The sequence below is a fragment of the Fulvivirga ligni genome, assembly GCF_021389935.1.
Lineage (GTDB): Bacteria > Bacteroidota > Bacteroidia > Cytophagales > Cyclobacteriaceae > Fulvivirga > Fulvivirga ligni.
Window position 1 is genome coordinate 6,466,503 of record NZ_CP089979.1, and the last position, 14,171, is coordinate 6,480,673.

At 40.2% G+C, this 14,171-nt stretch carries 14 protein-coding genes; 2 read left to right on the forward strand and 12 right to left on the reverse strand.

All coding sequences use genetic code 11. The features are described from left to right. Positions 1-16: 16 nt before the first annotated feature. The 8 genes from LVD16_RS27345 to LVD16_RS27380 all read right to left on the reverse strand — a co-directional run bounded on the left by LVD16_RS27345 (position 17) and on the right by LVD16_RS27380 (position 7,413). Entirely contained in the window at positions 17-346 is a 330-nt protein-coding gene (locus LVD16_RS27345; protein ID WP_233771476.1) for a hypothetical protein, read from the reverse strand. A gap of 100 nt (positions 347-446) precedes the next feature. Then, entirely contained in the window at positions 447-977 is a 531-nt protein-coding gene (locus LVD16_RS27350; RefSeq protein WP_233771477.1) for an SMI1/KNR4 family protein, read from the reverse strand. 72 nt (positions 978-1,049) lie between these two features. Then, positions 1,050-1,514, reverse strand: coding sequence for a papain-like cysteine protease family protein (locus LVD16_RS27355; RefSeq protein ID WP_233771478.1), 465 nt, complete (start codon positions 1,512-1,514; stop codon positions 1,050-1,052). Continuing rightward, entirely contained in the window at positions 1,511-3,748 is a 2,238-nt protein-coding gene (locus tag LVD16_RS27360; protein ID WP_233771479.1) for a hypothetical protein, read from the reverse strand. Before LVD16_RS27360 ends, LVD16_RS27355 begins: the two co-directional genes overlap by 4 nt. After that, positions 3,726-4,529: a SagB family peptide dehydrogenase gene (locus LVD16_RS27365; protein ID WP_233771480.1), complete on the reverse strand. Its 804-nt coding sequence runs from the start codon at positions 4,527-4,529 to the stop codon at positions 3,726-3,728. The genes LVD16_RS27360 and LVD16_RS27365 overlap by 23 nt, the downstream gene beginning before the upstream one ends. Before the next feature lie 17 nt (positions 4,530-4,546). Then, positions 4,547-5,881 (reverse strand): YcaO-like family protein, encoded by a 1,335-nt coding sequence (locus LVD16_RS27370; RefSeq protein WP_233771481.1) that lies wholly within the window; start codon positions 5,879-5,881, stop codon positions 4,547-4,549. Next, a complete protein-coding gene (locus LVD16_RS27375; RefSeq protein WP_233771482.1) occupies positions 5,871-6,959 on the reverse strand; it encodes a hypothetical protein in 1,089 nt (362 codons plus the stop codon). Before LVD16_RS27375 ends, LVD16_RS27370 begins: the two co-directional genes overlap by 11 nt. A 139-nt stretch (positions 6,960-7,098) precedes the next feature. Beyond that, positions 7,099-7,413, reverse strand: a complete 315-nt coding sequence (locus tag LVD16_RS27380) for a hypothetical protein (protein WP_233771483.1) — start codon at positions 7,411-7,413, stop codon at positions 7,099-7,101. 438 nt (positions 7,414-7,851) lie between these two features. Between LVD16_RS27380 and LVD16_RS27385 the strand changes: the two genes are divergently transcribed. Then, positions 7,852-9,177: a PAS domain S-box protein gene (locus LVD16_RS27385; protein ID WP_233771484.1), complete on the forward strand. Its 1,326-nt coding sequence runs from the start codon at positions 7,852-7,854 to the stop codon at positions 9,175-9,177. A gap of 6 nt (positions 9,178-9,183) precedes the next feature. Here LVD16_RS27385 and LVD16_RS27390 read toward each other — a convergent pair whose 3' ends face one another. From LVD16_RS27390 to LVD16_RS27400, 3 genes are all read right to left on the reverse strand, one after another. Beyond that, entirely contained in the window at positions 9,184-9,822 is a 639-nt protein-coding gene (locus LVD16_RS27390; RefSeq protein ID WP_233771485.1) for a hypothetical protein, read from the reverse strand. Between the two features lie 65 nt (positions 9,823-9,887). Further along, the gene (locus LVD16_RS27395) at positions 9,888-10,433 is read right to left on the reverse strand and encodes a hypothetical protein (protein ID WP_233771486.1); all 546 of its coding nucleotides are present in this window, start codon (positions 10,431-10,433) and stop codon (positions 9,888-9,890) included. Between the two features lie 79 nt (positions 10,434-10,512). Next, entirely contained in the window at positions 10,513-11,424 is a 912-nt protein-coding gene (locus LVD16_RS27400; RefSeq protein ID WP_233771487.1) for a universal stress protein, read from the reverse strand. Positions 11,425-11,712: 288 nt separating this feature from the next. Between LVD16_RS27400 and LVD16_RS27405 the strand changes: the two genes are divergently transcribed. Then, the gene (locus tag LVD16_RS27405) at positions 11,713-12,522 is read left to right on the forward strand and encodes an ion transporter (RefSeq protein ID WP_233771488.1); all 810 of its coding nucleotides are present in this window, start codon (positions 11,713-11,715) and stop codon (positions 12,520-12,522) included. 128 nt (positions 12,523-12,650) lie between these two features. Here LVD16_RS27405 and LVD16_RS27410 read toward each other — a convergent pair whose 3' ends face one another. Next, positions 12,651-13,970, reverse strand: coding sequence for an IS110 family RNA-guided transposase (locus tag LVD16_RS27410; protein WP_233770635.1), 1,320 nt, complete (start codon positions 13,968-13,970; stop codon positions 12,651-12,653). Positions 13,971-14,171 lie beyond the last annotated feature (201 nt).

A 14,171-nucleotide genomic window follows, 5' to 3' on the forward strand; every position in this document is an offset into this window, starting at 1 on the left:
CATCCCTAATGATCCGTTATTGCCTTAATTTATCGTTCAACACTTCTTCAACCTTAAAACCACCGAGTTTTCTTCCTCCTTCGAATAATTGTATTATGTCTTTCTCATTCACGGTAATTTGGAAATGAGGGTGGTCCAAAAATTTAAATCTGAAATAAGCCTTGCAACTTTCTCCTGGAAATAAATAATCTCTTCCTATGAGCTGTAGTAAACAAGAGTCTTGTCTCACCTCTGGATTAATGCCTCCTTGTCCCCAGTATTCAGCATGTATTGGTCCTATGCGGCCGCTGATAGTTTCTGAACAAAGTATAACTACTCCCTTTAAATCAAATGACGAATCTTGCATCACACCAATGCTTCTCAAGGTAGATTAAACCCGACTGAGAATCGTATATCTTGAGAAGAGATCCTTCCACGGTCTGAGATATTTCATATTGCCCAATACTTTAAAACATCCTCAACTCTTTTCCCCAGTATTCCATCAAAGAATTACCATATACAATGACATCATCACCTTGATGAATGGAGATTACAGGTGACAGGTTTTTATCACCAAAAACAACTAATGCTCTGTGTTCATAAAGAGGTACACTACCCATCACATCTGAAGTCTCAAACCCTGACAAATGAAGTGCTTCCAAAACAAATTCCATATTCATCTCTATCTCATTTCTAAGATGCGCCGTTAATTCAAAATCCTCAGGATACCTGTAAATTCTTCTTTGATACTCATATTCTGTATGATATTCGGGATTTATCGCAATTTGCTCTTTATCTACACCATTTATAACCTCCAACATCCGCCTGTAATCTAGCGGAAATGTAAAGCCAAATTGCTTTTCTAGCTCATCTATTTGGTATTTCTGCAAACCAGGGTTCCATCTGGTGCCTGCCTGAATCTGAAATCCCCAAACACTTTCAAGCTTCAATTTATTAAATTTTTGCTCTGACTTAAGTTTAAATTCTTCCCAGTTCATGAAATAGATTTACTACCATAATTAATAACTCCCAAATTACGAAATTATGGTATACTGCACGAAAAACTTAGCTCAATACTCCCCCTTACTACAAGTCTTATAACTATGGCTCCAACTGTAATATTCCTGATAGCTTGTGGTGAAAGTAGACAGCCGCCATTTAGAATAGCCGTGTAGTGGGTCAGCTATAAGTAAATGATCATTTTCTATTCCATAGATTACCACCACATGCCAGCCCACGAAATATTTCATACAGGCTATAATGGGCTGCTTATGGTGAAGTTCCAGATCTATTTGCTCCTTGGATAATGGAGTGGTGAGGATTTGTTTTAAATGCCCATAAGTCATAAGGGCTTTATCCATAGCGCAGAACTGATCATAATGCTCACCCATGATACTTCTGGCAAAAGCTATCTGATCCTGAATACTCTGGTGACCGTAATATTTTGCAATAGCCACTGAAACGGCTGCCCAGCACATGCGCTCCCCTTTTTGCAATTCAAGCTGAAATGGCAGCCTAATTTTCTCAGCTATCATAACAGAATACTTATCAAGCGCTTTTCCTCCATATTTCTCAGTGTTATTAATAGGTCATCTGCATGATTATAATCCTCATAAACATCCGCCACAGAATCATACTTATGAAGCTTTTCAAGGATACTCTTCTCTACAGTATTAAGCAAAAGCGGGGCTCTATACCTCTTAAAATGAATACACATCTGCCCACCTTGACGACTGATAAAGTCAATAGCCCCACAGAGTTTTACTTTTGATGACATGAAGAAATCATGTCGTTCCTTTTTATCGAAAGCATATTTTTTGTCACTAAAAATCACTTTGCTCACTTTATGCCTTATACAAGATGAAATTACTTCAAGGGTGGACACTGGCAGTTCATTACTATACTGTGTATCAGTGTAAATGGTGTTATAATCTTGCAAACTAGGCAACAGGGCACAAAGCACTTGATAAGTGAGATTTTTCAATTCATCATATGACTTAGCCTTATAAACACTTTTATTATTGGAAGCAGATGCCAGCACACATAAACCGGAAGTACCAACAGCTATTTCAGCTCTTTCATCATTTGTGTCTATCCTCATGAAGCTAATTTCTGAATGCGACACTTCTTTCAAATTCATCTTAGACTCCGCTACGGCTTGTGATAAAGACTCTTTTAATCGCATTGAGATGTCCTCTACCTTTCCTGATTCCGAGCTGAGCCCTTTTCCCAATATAGCCTGTGCTACCCTCGGAGCCAGAGCCTCTGGCACCTCATTACTCAGCCAGTGCAAGCAAGTTCTCAGCCAATAGAGCAACGCCAATTGATGGTGCCCTTCCATAGATTCCAGCTGGGCAAAACATAAGTTAAAATAAAGAAGATCGCTTTCATTTTTCAGGCTATGGTTTATAAGAAAAGCCTTTAAATAATAATTTCTGGCCGACTTATAATCTTTGATCTTCTTGTACAGCCTGGCCTGATTGATGGCATTGATATAACCAATATGCCAATCCATCTTATCCTGATTCAGAAGCCGTTTTTCAATCTCTTTTTCAAATTCGAAGGCGGCTTCTGTATCGCCAATTTTCAGTTTATTCAGCGCTGAAATATTGAGTAAGTAGAGGTAGATTCTCGGAAAATTTTCCTGCGAAATAAGCTTCCTTGCTTTTTCAAAATACGGCTCAGCTTCTTTAGCCCGGTTAGACATTACCAATCCCCAGGCTTTACTCTGGCATAAAGAAGCCATAAAATCTGCGGGCAATCCTTCTTGTGGCACCTCCTCAGCAGCGGCATCAGCAAAATGCATAAGTGCTATCCTAATGTTCTGAATCTGGGATACTACTGAGGCTCGAATAATTGGGTCTGCAATGCTTCTTCTTACTGACTCCAAAATACGTAATGCTATGGAATAACCTCCTTCAGAAAAGCGCTTAGATGCCTGCCATTGAAAGAATTCTACATCATGAATGAGACTAGGCGCCGCTAACTCAAAGTATAGCAAGAGGTAATCATGGTTAGAATGCTGCTTCAGCACATGAATGTAATAAGAAATATTAAAGGGCCTTACCATCCTTGCCGTGGGTGATATGACTACATCTTTATTATTTAGGAGCAGGCTATTAGCTGGTATTAATGCCGAAAATGCAGCAACCAGTGATTCAGGAACTAAACCAGGAATGGGGAAGTAAGGGTCAGAATCAACAATTTCATCCTGAGAAGCCTCCGTTATGTTCCAATGCTCCGGAAAGTTAACATGAGGATAATTAAGTATAGCTAACTGACAAGAAGTACCCCGCAGTCCCTGATTCAATAACTCTATAAAATAAAGATTCTCCTGCTCCCAATGGTAGCCCGCACCGGGGGGAATAATTACCACCCACTGCAGTTGATGCCTGACCAACTCCTGAATAATTTGCTTACAGCTGTTATAAGCAAAGAGGAAGTTCTGATCTCCAGAACTCTCATTATCAATAAGTTGATTAATAACATCAGTATATTCATCACCCTGATCTTTAAACCCTACCTGTGGCTGCACAGAGAGCGGAATGTCCAGATTAAGCTGTCGGCTGAGCTCACGCACTACCCAATGACCACGCCAGGTACCCAGAGACAGGTCAGAAAACACACAGCAAGATGCCAAATCTTCCACCTCCAGTTGCTGAGCGAGCATGCTCCAGGAGATAAAATTGAATACTTCAAAACGGTATGATTTATCACTCCTTATAATCAGCGGAGCAGCTGTTTCTTTAATTTCTTTTACAAATTCCATTCATATAAATAGTTGCGTGATTTAAACCGTCAATCTCCATGAATCGATCTACCAGTCTATCATGGAAGCCGCCAATATTGATTACACCCAGATCCAAAGCCGTAGCCGCCAGATTTATGTTCTGAGCCACATGGCCTGCCTCCAGCAAGGCAAAACGATAGCCTTTTTCTTTGTACTTGAAAACAGATCTATTGAAAACAGCCGTAATGAATATGAGCAATGAGGTGTCATAGGCCAGATGGGTCTGAAAGCTCACCAGTGCTTCAGCTATCTGCTCATCATGAATGCCAGGTTTAATCAGCTGCACGGCATTTTCAGTGGGCGCATAATGATAGACACCAGGTTCGAGCCCCTCCACGGTATCGTGCACATAAAAGTATAGCTCCAAAGGATACAGAGCTCCTCCGGAGGGCACTGTTCTAAAAGGCCTTTTTATATATTCATTGTCTGCATTATCTCTGGTAACGCCATAACCACAATAGAGTATGGTTTTTAGCTGCTCTAAAGAGAGCTTTTCAGCAGAAATTTGCATCGGAGTCACCCTGTTTTGCACTGCTTCTAAAAAAGTGCGACGAACAGGGGCGAAAGTATCTGGTAACTTTATTGAAGGAAACTGCTTGTAAGGAAACACATCATACAGATTGCTCATTTCCTCCACTACCTGATTGTTAGTAAGTGCTCCGTCATAATGGCCCGTTTTAGAGCTCTCATGAAAAATTTCCCAACACGGGGTGGCAGACTCGGAGCTTAATTCTGCCTCTTTCCATAGTGAATTCAGCATGGTGATTAGTTTGTATTTTAAGGAAAAGGATGAGGAAAAGGATAGTCGCCTTCTTCTTTGGTGATACCTTTAAACCCGAGTTTCTGAGGCACAGTCCATAATCTTTCTCCGCCTAAAGCACGCTTATGATATCCCATGAATAAAGGATGATACCCGGGAATTACGGCCCTGACCACTTTCATACCAAGGCTTTGAATATCTGAAGTGGTAATGTCCGTAATAAGCACCTCATAACCAGAAGCATTGATTACAGAGACCACCTCTTTCATCTCTTCTAAAGGATTACTTTTTGAAAAATCTTTCAGCTCACCGAAATCAATATATTGATCGGAACTATAGAGAAATTCAGCATGCTTCCTTACTGCGGGGTTCATCCAGAAATTAACATGATGCACTTGCCCCAGCACGTTATCATACTCAGGGTGAGCCTGTAACCGCGGTAGTTCATACTTAATCTGATAAGCATATCGCTCAGTGTGTGCCAGCTCTTCCAGAGCCTTTCTTACGGCCTCTTCTGGTGATAGCGCTACTGATGCTGCCACTACCAGGGGCACAAAATCCGTTTTAGAGCCAACAGCCACGGCAAGAATACCAGGAATACCTGTTTCATTAGAAATATCCATCAGGTGAATCTCATACCCTACTTTCTCAAAGCGAGCGACTAAATCCTGATTACTCTTACTCAAAGACGACTTTGTTATTTTAGTTCTGGAAAGCTGTGCCTGCCAGGTAATCATAAAATCATCTCTTTCTATCACTTCACAAATGCCACCAATCACTGCCTCCTCAAAAGAACAATGACAAGAAAGACCTGAAGATATGGGTTGAATGATAGGAGTTTCATCACCATTTTGATAGAAAAAGTAGGGAACAAATACCATTGATGCAGGAATCCACATCGGCTCTTGGCTATCCATGTTAAGGGCCTCTATCCACCTTACCGGCGAGTCTGTGGTGAACTCATCAAAATCGAACTCAGGGTGAATATATTGCTCGGCACTGTACAGGGCAAAGTCTTTTGGATGCACACATTTGAATGGCGCCTCATTGTATGTGAACAAAGGAAATTGTTGCTTATCATAAATAGCTGCGCAATATCGTTCCACGCATTCTCCAACGGTTTTTGCCAGAGCGAGCTCCCGGCTGGTAGCGGCACCGCCACCGATGGCAAAATTGCGGTATTCGCCAAAAGCTTCAGTATTGGCCGCAGAGCCATTAAACCTAAAAAAACTTGGCGAATCAATCTCAAGAGGATGCTCACTAAGCCCGGTAATGATGCCCACTTTAGGATCGAGAAGGTAAGGCAAAGTATCAGTAAGCCGCCTGATAGGTGTTAATAGATCACTCATCATAGCCAACGGTTTGTTCTATCTCTTGCCAGGATTCTTCAGAGGTAAGCTGCTTATGAATGTTTACCAGAGGTTGGCTATCCAGAGCACTACAAACTGGGCAGCGCGGAGCCTTCATCAGCTTTCTTTTAGTCATGGTGCTACTCAGCAAATCTACCTCGCACATGGTGCTCAGATCCCACTGAATATTTGATTTGAACCTGACCAGATCAAAAGCTCCTACTTCTGCCAGTATGTTTACCATAGACTGATGATAAGCCACAACATGCTGACCTTGAGAGGCAAACTTTTCTGTGAGTCTCTTTTCCGCAAAATTATGAGAGGCCGAATTTTGTCTCAGCTTTACACATTCCAGGCACGCGCCTTCATCTCGAATTACTAAAGGACCTGCATAGCCCACCATATTTTGTAATAGTAGTGGGTAGAATGGAATGGCATTTTTCACCGCATAGGCATTCCATGACTCTAAAAGATAGAAGCTGCCAAACTCAGAAGCAGCCACCATAAATCCTATGTCGTTCGGTTCGCGGATAAATTCTTCTTCCGATACTTTTTCAATTCTGTCATCTTTCCAGAAGGCATCTATAATTTCATGCTGATCATCATAATACTTTACATTTCTTAATGACGGATCATCCACCACTATGAAACTCTCTTTCCCTTCAGCAAAAAGCGATTGTATTAGCCTTTTATTCAGCTCATTAATACCAATAAATGCCCAGACCTGCTCATTAAGCACCTTAGCAATATCTGCCTGATGCAGGTTAAAGTGCCAATAGAAAATATCTTGGGGAGACTCTTCATTATGCAGATGCTCCTGTCCATCAGACTCTGGTATTAAATACTTTTTAGTGATGAGGTGTTCGACAAAATCACGGATCAGGTTCTGCACTGCTCCGGTAAATAATTGTGTTAGTTCGGTGATGGTTTTAGGTCCTTGAAGTAGCGCCTTTTGAATAACCTTGATGATTATCAAGGCATTTTTATCAGATATTGCCATAGAAGAGAGGCCGCGTTTAAGCACTATTCTATCTTCCATTTCAATAACCTGAAAAGGCAACATTTTATATTTCTGTTCCATTGTAGATTTAGGTAAGAAAGCAATGGGGAATATTAAATCAGCAGCTCAGCGCGTTAACCTATCGATGATCAGGCGCCACTGCCACTAATTCTCTCACAGCACTTTTAATACTCCCTCATTACTAAGTTGATAGAATTACTTAAGCAGCCTTTATCACCGCAGCAGCCGTACAGCAGCAAGCAGGTGTACAGGTACAGCAGCAGCTCGCCCCTACCACAGGAGACTTAGATGTGCCATATAAGCTGTGACTAGCGAAGGCTTCTTCTATAGACTGTAAATCTCTTACACCTAACTTCTCAGTGCGAGGCGTAATATTTCTCCAGGCTAAAGCCACTAAATCACCTTCAACAAGCTGTTTGGCTGCATCGGTTAAAATGTGTGCATCACCACCTTCAAGAAGGTCAGTAATAGGAACATTGAAATCCTGATAGTTTTTTAAATCGGAATTACTCATGGGCATTAAATTTTAGTTTATTAAAAATTTATTTAAATACTAAAACAGCAGGTATGGAAGTGAGAGCTTAGCTTTGAGCTAAAGGGAGAAGCGCTCTATATCCGATTTTTGAACACAGCACTAACATAGAGCACAACTATAGTTAATCTAATATTTTTTTATAACATTCCATAAATATTAACCACATAAAATCACTATTAGATTATTAATATAACTATATACACCTGCTTTATAGACACTTACAATTCAGAGTTTTTTCTATTTATTAATGCATTAATAATTCCTTGCACGGTAAATAACCTAAGTATTAATACCATAATGCGTACATTTTAATTTCAAAAAATCAATTACTTCTCACCTCTATTAGGGTATATATACCGGTGGTATTCAATTAATTATCTAAGTAATTAGGGTTTACTTTATAGAAAGGTGCTTTACATGCGGAACTGGCTAGTAAGAAGTTGGAATCGGGTTTTAAATATTGGTATGGATCCTCGGCTGAATAAGACTCAGCTGATCCGGTTACATACTATTAATGCCTTCCTTTTTATTGCCATGACCTTAACGATACTGTTCATAGCAGTTTTTAGTGCCATGGGATCTTACAGCACACTTGAAGGCCTTTCCTTGCTCCCCATTGCGCTATTCATTCTCTACTTAAACTCCAGAAAAAAGTATACTGCAGCCCGTTTATTACTGATATATGGTCTCATTACTGCCAGTCTGATCCTCGCTATTTCTGATAGACGAACAGGAACGGAGTTTTTGATTATAGCTATTGGTTGTTGCTCCACCCTAATTTTCGAAAAGCCCATATCCATTGTACTTGCTTTTCTGACGGCACTAGCGAGCTATTCTTTCTACCAGTGGTATGATAATACTTTTCCCTTTGAGCCGGACCCCACTCTACCCTATGTGCTCATAGAAAGTACTTTATTATTTCTTTCAGCTCTAATGATACTTTGTGCATCCCTGGTGTTTCGCTCGCTACTGCACAATTATGCTAAAAGCCTGGAGCAGGCCAATAATGAAATTCAGGACATCAACATCCAACTGAAAGATAGTAACGAAGAACTCACCGCTACCACCGAAAAGCTTAATGTTTCTATTCAGCAGAAGAAATCTGAGTTGAAGGCATATCTGGACATCATCGATATTAATCTATTTGCTGTCACTACTGATAAAGAAAGTCGAATACTGTCCATCAACAAACCCGCCCTTGCGCTCACCGGCTACACTAAAGAGGAACTACTCCACAAAAGCTTCAACATTTTTAATTCCGGGTATCATGACGAGGCCTTTTTTAAAGAAATGAACGAGACCATCCATGCTGGTGAAAGCTGGCGTGGCGAAATTAGGGACAAGGCTAAAGACGGCTCTCACTTCTGGCTAGATATGGTGATTATGCCTGTGAAAGAAAACGGCACCGATATATCTTACTTTTTATGCCTTGCCCTGCCCATTACCGACCGGAAGATCGTGGAACTGGAGAGAACCAAAAACCTGGAAACCCTCAATACCATTGCAAACAATGCCTCTCATCAGGTGAGGCGTCCTATTGCGAGCCTGCTTGGACTTCTCAACCTACACCGAGACATGAAGATAAAGCCCGAAGAACTGCCGTGGATAGCTTCCAAACTGCACGATCACATTCTGGAGCTAGACAAAGCCGCCAGCCACCTCACCTACACCATCCACACCCATACTCTGGGGATAGAGGAACTCATAAAAAAGGGGAACAACGGCGAAGCCAAAAAAGAGTAGATTTAACTACTTTTTATAGCCGTTTCCATCCATCACCTCCAGTAACTCGGACTTACTTTTACGCAAAGCACCTAATGTCTGCTCTTCAAAGAAAACCATATCATTTCGCATGGTATTCATCATACCCATGGCATCAAGCACGGTGGTCCTGGAATTGAGCCCCAGGATATTGGTAGAATAAGTTTTAGTAAATTCTTCATAGACCTCCATCATAGAATAGGCATTGGTTATGCTTCTTAAAGTGCTGATATTCACCTCTTGAAACACACCACTCACCTTCGCACTTTCATAACTCACCTGATCAGGCTTAGCCACACCGATACCCGTCCACTCAGGCAACTCATAAAACTTCGTTCGCTTGTAGGCATAGTATTTTCCTTCCAAGGCATCATCATCCAGCCCCCGGAAGGTGCTATCAATTTGAACTGAAATTTTCCTATGATAATTTATAGCCTCCTCAAACTTCTCGATGTTAATATCCAGCTCACTTACTATCTGCATCAAAGCCTTGTGAGTATTTTCATCAGTTCTCTTCTGTTGATAATGCTGTGACAGCACAAGACCCAGAACCACACCAAAAGCCACGATCATGACCTCTATAAGGTATTTAATTACATCTGTGAGTTTAATTTTCACTGAAGCCATACGCTCTTTTTGGCAATGAATATAGACGTTTACGTTCAAAGAAAGAGCAGCTATGTCAAGAAATATTAATTTTCAAAGGTTTTTTGGATTTGTGTGTAATTGTGCCAGCCAGTGATGAATAAAAGGACCGGGATCAGATTAAAAACAGCTAACAGTATTATTAACCAAGAAGGTAAAGTGCCCCAGGAGTATACCACTGAAGCAAAACTAAAAATGAATACTGCCAGGCCATAGACAAAATACATCGGCCTGGCCTCTCCTTTAAACCTATCTTTAGAGAAGAATGATGGTGGCTCATCTACAAAATCTCGTACAGATGAAACTACTAGATAAAATCTCTTGGTATATCCTATTTCCATCCAAAACATGAAGTTTAAGATGAGGTTAGTGAAAAATAAAATTACCGATACAATATTTAAACTAACATCACCACCCAGTTCAATCATCGATGCAGGCTCAGGCTTAATTTTAAACACAAAAGCAGCTACCAATAATATCAACGTAACAATAGAGATCCTCGCCCTAAACACCAGCTTAGAATAATGCTCAAACAACCGATAATGGTTATCATAGGAGACTGCCTTTAAATCCGTTTTATTCCGCCCGAACATTTCTTAATCTTTAAAATGATCAGGAAAAATATAAGTCTGAGGTTTGAAGGTCAATACCTAAGATTGGGTATTTGTAATTTTACAATGAAAACTTCGGCCCCATCAACTCATCAACAAAACTAGCTTCCGTGGGTAACTTAAAGTTAGACCTGAAAATCCAGATAGGGTATTCCAAACTTTCAATGAAGTCCTCTCCAATAGCTCGCTCCTGAGTGAAAGGTAGCAATCGATCAACCATGCTCTTCGACTGAGAGGCAATTGCTATCAAATCAACCTTTAACTTCTTGGCAGCCAGAATGATGCCCTCTTCCTTATTATAGTGGTTATAAGTGACTAGCGTACAGTTTTCGAGCAAGTACTTATCTACGAACACCTGAAATTTAGTCTCCAGCACCTTGTCACTTTCAAAATCTTGTGGAGTGTTGATATGCACAATCTCCACGTGAGCACCAAAAAGCTTATTCAACCTCTTTATTTCAAAAGCTATAGTAGCTTCATTCTCTATAAAATCGGCAATCATAGCGATTTTGCTGAACTCCCTTTTGGCGAAATCAGACTTTACCGTGAGCACCGGGTAATCTAATTTTTTAATATTCTTTTCAGTGAACGAACCAATAGTGTTCAAACTCTTATCACTATACCCCTTCACGCCCATCACGATTAAATCAGGTTGGTTAGCCTTTGTATATTTCTTAAACTCGTCATTCAGGCTGCCTACATAAGCATGAATTTTAACTTCAGTATTACCATTCTTAGCAGCTATCCACTGCTGAATTTTCTCTTCAGCCAATTGGATCAGGTTCTCATTGAAGTTCTTGCTATTAGGGATACCTTTCAAATATAAATCTGGCAATAAAACGGATGTTTTTGGATTTTCAATGACGTGGAACACGTTGAGCGTGGCATTAATCCTTGAGGCCAGGTCATAAGCAATGGTGAACGCCGCTTTAGAATGCGGAGAAAAATCAATAGGTACGAGTATATTTTTCATATGATTAGTTAAGCAATAATTCGCCAGAATGTTTCATTAATTCGCCCAGTCTGGCAAGTTCTTAGGGTTTAGCACAAATTACACTGATGCTATGACGCTAAAATGTTGAAAGGTCACGGGGGTGGAAGGATTTTTTGTTGGAAAGGAAGTGAAGCTTGCCATAGTTTAGTAAGTGAGGACACCTGCTAAATGCATATCGGAAGAAGTTAGATATGTATGAATTCAAACCTACAATATTTAATTTAATAACAAATAAATCATATTTTCAGAGTTTACCAGACCTATTCAATGAAAAATAAGATATTTAAACACCTGACCAAAGGTGATCATGGATCCAGCACATTCGTAGTATTTGATTATGCCATAATGGTGTTGATTACCTTAAATGTTATAGCCATAACTTTAGAAACCATTCCTTCAATCTATCAAAGCCACAAAACAATACTTCAAAATTTCGAAATCATTTCAATAATGATTTTCACCATAGAATACTTGCTCAGGCTATATATTTCTGATCTTTCACACCCGAGCAAGAGCAAATTTAAATCTGCTCTAAAATTCATTTTTTCATTTTATGGCATAATAGACTTACTTGCTATACTTCCTTTTTATATTCCATTTGCAATTGTTATAGATCTACGGTTCTTAAGGCTGTTGCGCTTAATGCGTTTCATGCGCATTCTTAAAATGAACCGATATAACAATTCATTGAGTTTGATATGGAGCGTGGTTAAGGATAAAAGAAGAGAGTTGATTATGACAGGATTCATTACACTAATGATTATTCTTATCTCATCATTTCTGATGTTTTATATTGAAGGACCAGTACAACCGAATAAGTTTCCTAATGTTTTTGCGGCCTTCTGGTGGGCAATAGCAACTTTAACCACAGTGGGTTACGGAGATATTTATCCAATAACCGCCGTTGGAAAATTCGTTAGTGGCATAATCGCTATTCTTGGAATAGGCGTGGTGGCGCTTCCCACGGGAATTATAAGCGCAGGTTTCATGGAAAAGTTAAAAGAAAAAAAGACCACAGTGAAATGCCCACATTGCAAGAATAGCTTTGAAATTTCTTCGGAGAGTGACCTACAGTGACTGGTTTTAACCAAAACCTGAGGTGATCAAATATTTCGGCAGTGAGGCATCTATAAATTAGTAGGAGGGCGACGGGTTAGTACTACTAACTACATAGATCTCTCCTTACGTACCAATGACGTAATAAACTAAATAGGTATTTGTTCAAGCTCATAACCTAATTCTTTAGCTGTTTTTATTAGCCACTTTTCTCTATGAAGCTGCATTTTTTCTTCATATGCTTTGATCCCTTTTTCTGTGTAGTCAAGACCTTTTACCATAAGCCGCCAGTAGAGTACTGCCAGTTTTCGTGCTGTGGCTTTAGTCGCTATTCCAGGACCTCTTTTGCTTTTTAATCTGCGCCCAAAAGCACCTAGTGCTATCTTTTTGCTTTCAATTAAACTTTGGGCAAGTTGCCTAAATATTTGTCCAGCCTTCGGCCTGTACTTTCGGTTTCTGGTTTTGTTTTTCTTGCCGGACTGGTGTTGACCTGGAGATAACCCTAGCCATGAAGTGAAATGTTTCTCGCTTGGCCAATTATAAAGTTCCAGACCTATTTCCGAATACAATTGTAGCCAGGTATAATCGGTAATGCCCGGCAAACACGTAGCATCTTTGCCTGAAAAAATTTTGAGTAGGTGTCCTCCTAAGTGGTCAATATCAGGCTTATTATGCCTAACTGGTTTTCGGTCTTTAACAGACTCTATTTCATTTTTGCTTTGCATATCTGAATCGTAATTATTGACCCGTTTCATAACTTCCTCTAGTTTATGGTCACATGCCTGTATTTGTTGCTTATAAAATTTATAACCGCTGAATGCCTGTTCCAAAGCAAACAACCCAGCCTCGGTATAATAGCCTGAAAGCGCCTTGAGGACTTGAGATGCCTTTTTTTCTCTAATACTGCTATGGCACAGGGATAAGAGCTTTTGGGCATCACGTTCTCCTGACAGGATAGCTTCTATGATTGCCAGACCACTGGCTCCATGTACCTGACTGAGCACCTCTTTGAGTCGAATATTCATCTCAATTAGTGACTTTTGCATATGATTTACATGCATAGAGGCTGTTCTCAGATGATCTTCTCTCAAGCGCTGGTAAGCACGAACTTCCTTTACTTGAGCATCGGGAACAAAACAGCGATTCAACAAACCATGACTATGGAGTTGCTGAATCCATTGACAGTCCTTTACATCAGTCTTTCGACCTGGTACTTGTCTAGTCTGGCGCCCATCTACTAACCAGACATCTAAACCTGCTGATTCAAGGATCTCATAAAGGATGATCCAGTAAACACCTGTAGCTTCCATAGCCACTGTCTCGATCCCCTCTGATAATAAATAGGAAGATGCCTCTCGAAAACTTTCAGTGAAGGTCTCAAAAACTCGAACATCCTTGTTTTCTAAGGACACAAAAATGTGCTTGGCACCTATATCTATGCCTGCAGCATTTGCTCTCATCTTTTTCATGACTAAAATATTTAAAAGATAAACAAAGACCTGTAGGATGAAATATTGTACACGACAGACTACCAATCGGACATTCCTAAACAAGGAAGTACCATACTTTGTGACTCCTTTCTATCCAACCATGCTCGAGGACAGGCAAATTGCACTATACGAGGTACGGCTATATTGTACAGGCCACTTCTATCTTAACGTCATTTCGTT

What these genes read in the sequence shown, in the direction of transcription:
- LVD16_RS27405 (WP_233771488.1), top strand. Translation starts at nt 11,713, where the DNA reads ATGAAAAATAAGATATTTAAACACCTGACCAAAGGTGATCATGGATCC.
- LVD16_RS27355 (WP_233771478.1), bottom strand. Translation starts at nt 1,514, where the DNA reads ATGATAGCTGAGAAAATTAGGCTGCCATTTCAGCTTGAATTGCAAAAA.
- LVD16_RS27345 (WP_233771476.1), bottom strand. Translation starts at nt 346, where the DNA reads ATGCAAGATTCGTCATTTGATTTAAAGGGAGTAGTTATACTTTGTTCA.
- LVD16_RS27410 (WP_233770635.1), bottom strand. Translation starts at nt 13,970, where the DNA reads ATGAAAAAGATGAGAGCAAATGCTGCAGGCATAGATATAGGTGCCAAG.
- LVD16_RS27375 (WP_233771482.1), bottom strand. Translation starts at nt 6,959, where the DNA reads ATGGAACAGAAATATAAAATGTTGCCTTTTCAGGTTATTGAAATGGAA.
- LVD16_RS27400 (WP_233771487.1), bottom strand. Translation starts at nt 11,424, where the DNA reads ATGAAAAATATACTCGTACCTATTGATTTTTCTCCGCATTCTAAAGCG.
- LVD16_RS27395 (WP_233771486.1), bottom strand. Translation starts at nt 10,433, where the DNA reads ATGTTCGGGCGGAATAAAACGGATTTAAAGGCAGTCTCCTATGATAAC.
- LVD16_RS27360 (WP_233771479.1), bottom strand. Translation starts at nt 3,748, where the DNA reads ATGGAATTTGTAAAAGAAATTAAAGAAACAGCTGCTCCGCTGATTATA.
- LVD16_RS27365 (WP_233771480.1), bottom strand. Translation starts at nt 4,529, where the DNA reads ATGCTGAATTCACTATGGAAAGAGGCAGAATTAAGCTCCGAGTCTGCC.
- LVD16_RS27385 (WP_233771484.1), top strand. Translation starts at nt 7,852, where the DNA reads ATGCGGAACTGGCTAGTAAGAAGTTGGAATCGGGTTTTAAATATTGGT.
- LVD16_RS27380 (WP_233771483.1), bottom strand. Translation starts at nt 7,413, where the DNA reads ATGAGTAATTCCGATTTAAAAAACTATCAGGATTTCAATGTTCCTATT.
- LVD16_RS27390 (WP_233771485.1), bottom strand. Translation starts at nt 9,822, where the DNA reads ATGGCTTCAGTGAAAATTAAACTCACAGATGTAATTAAATACCTTATA.
- LVD16_RS27350 (WP_233771477.1), bottom strand. Translation starts at nt 977, where the DNA reads ATGAACTGGGAAGAATTTAAACTTAAGTCAGAGCAAAAATTTAATAAA.
- LVD16_RS27370 (WP_233771481.1), bottom strand. Translation starts at nt 5,881, where the DNA reads ATGATGAGTGATCTATTAACACCTATCAGGCGGCTTACTGATACTTTG.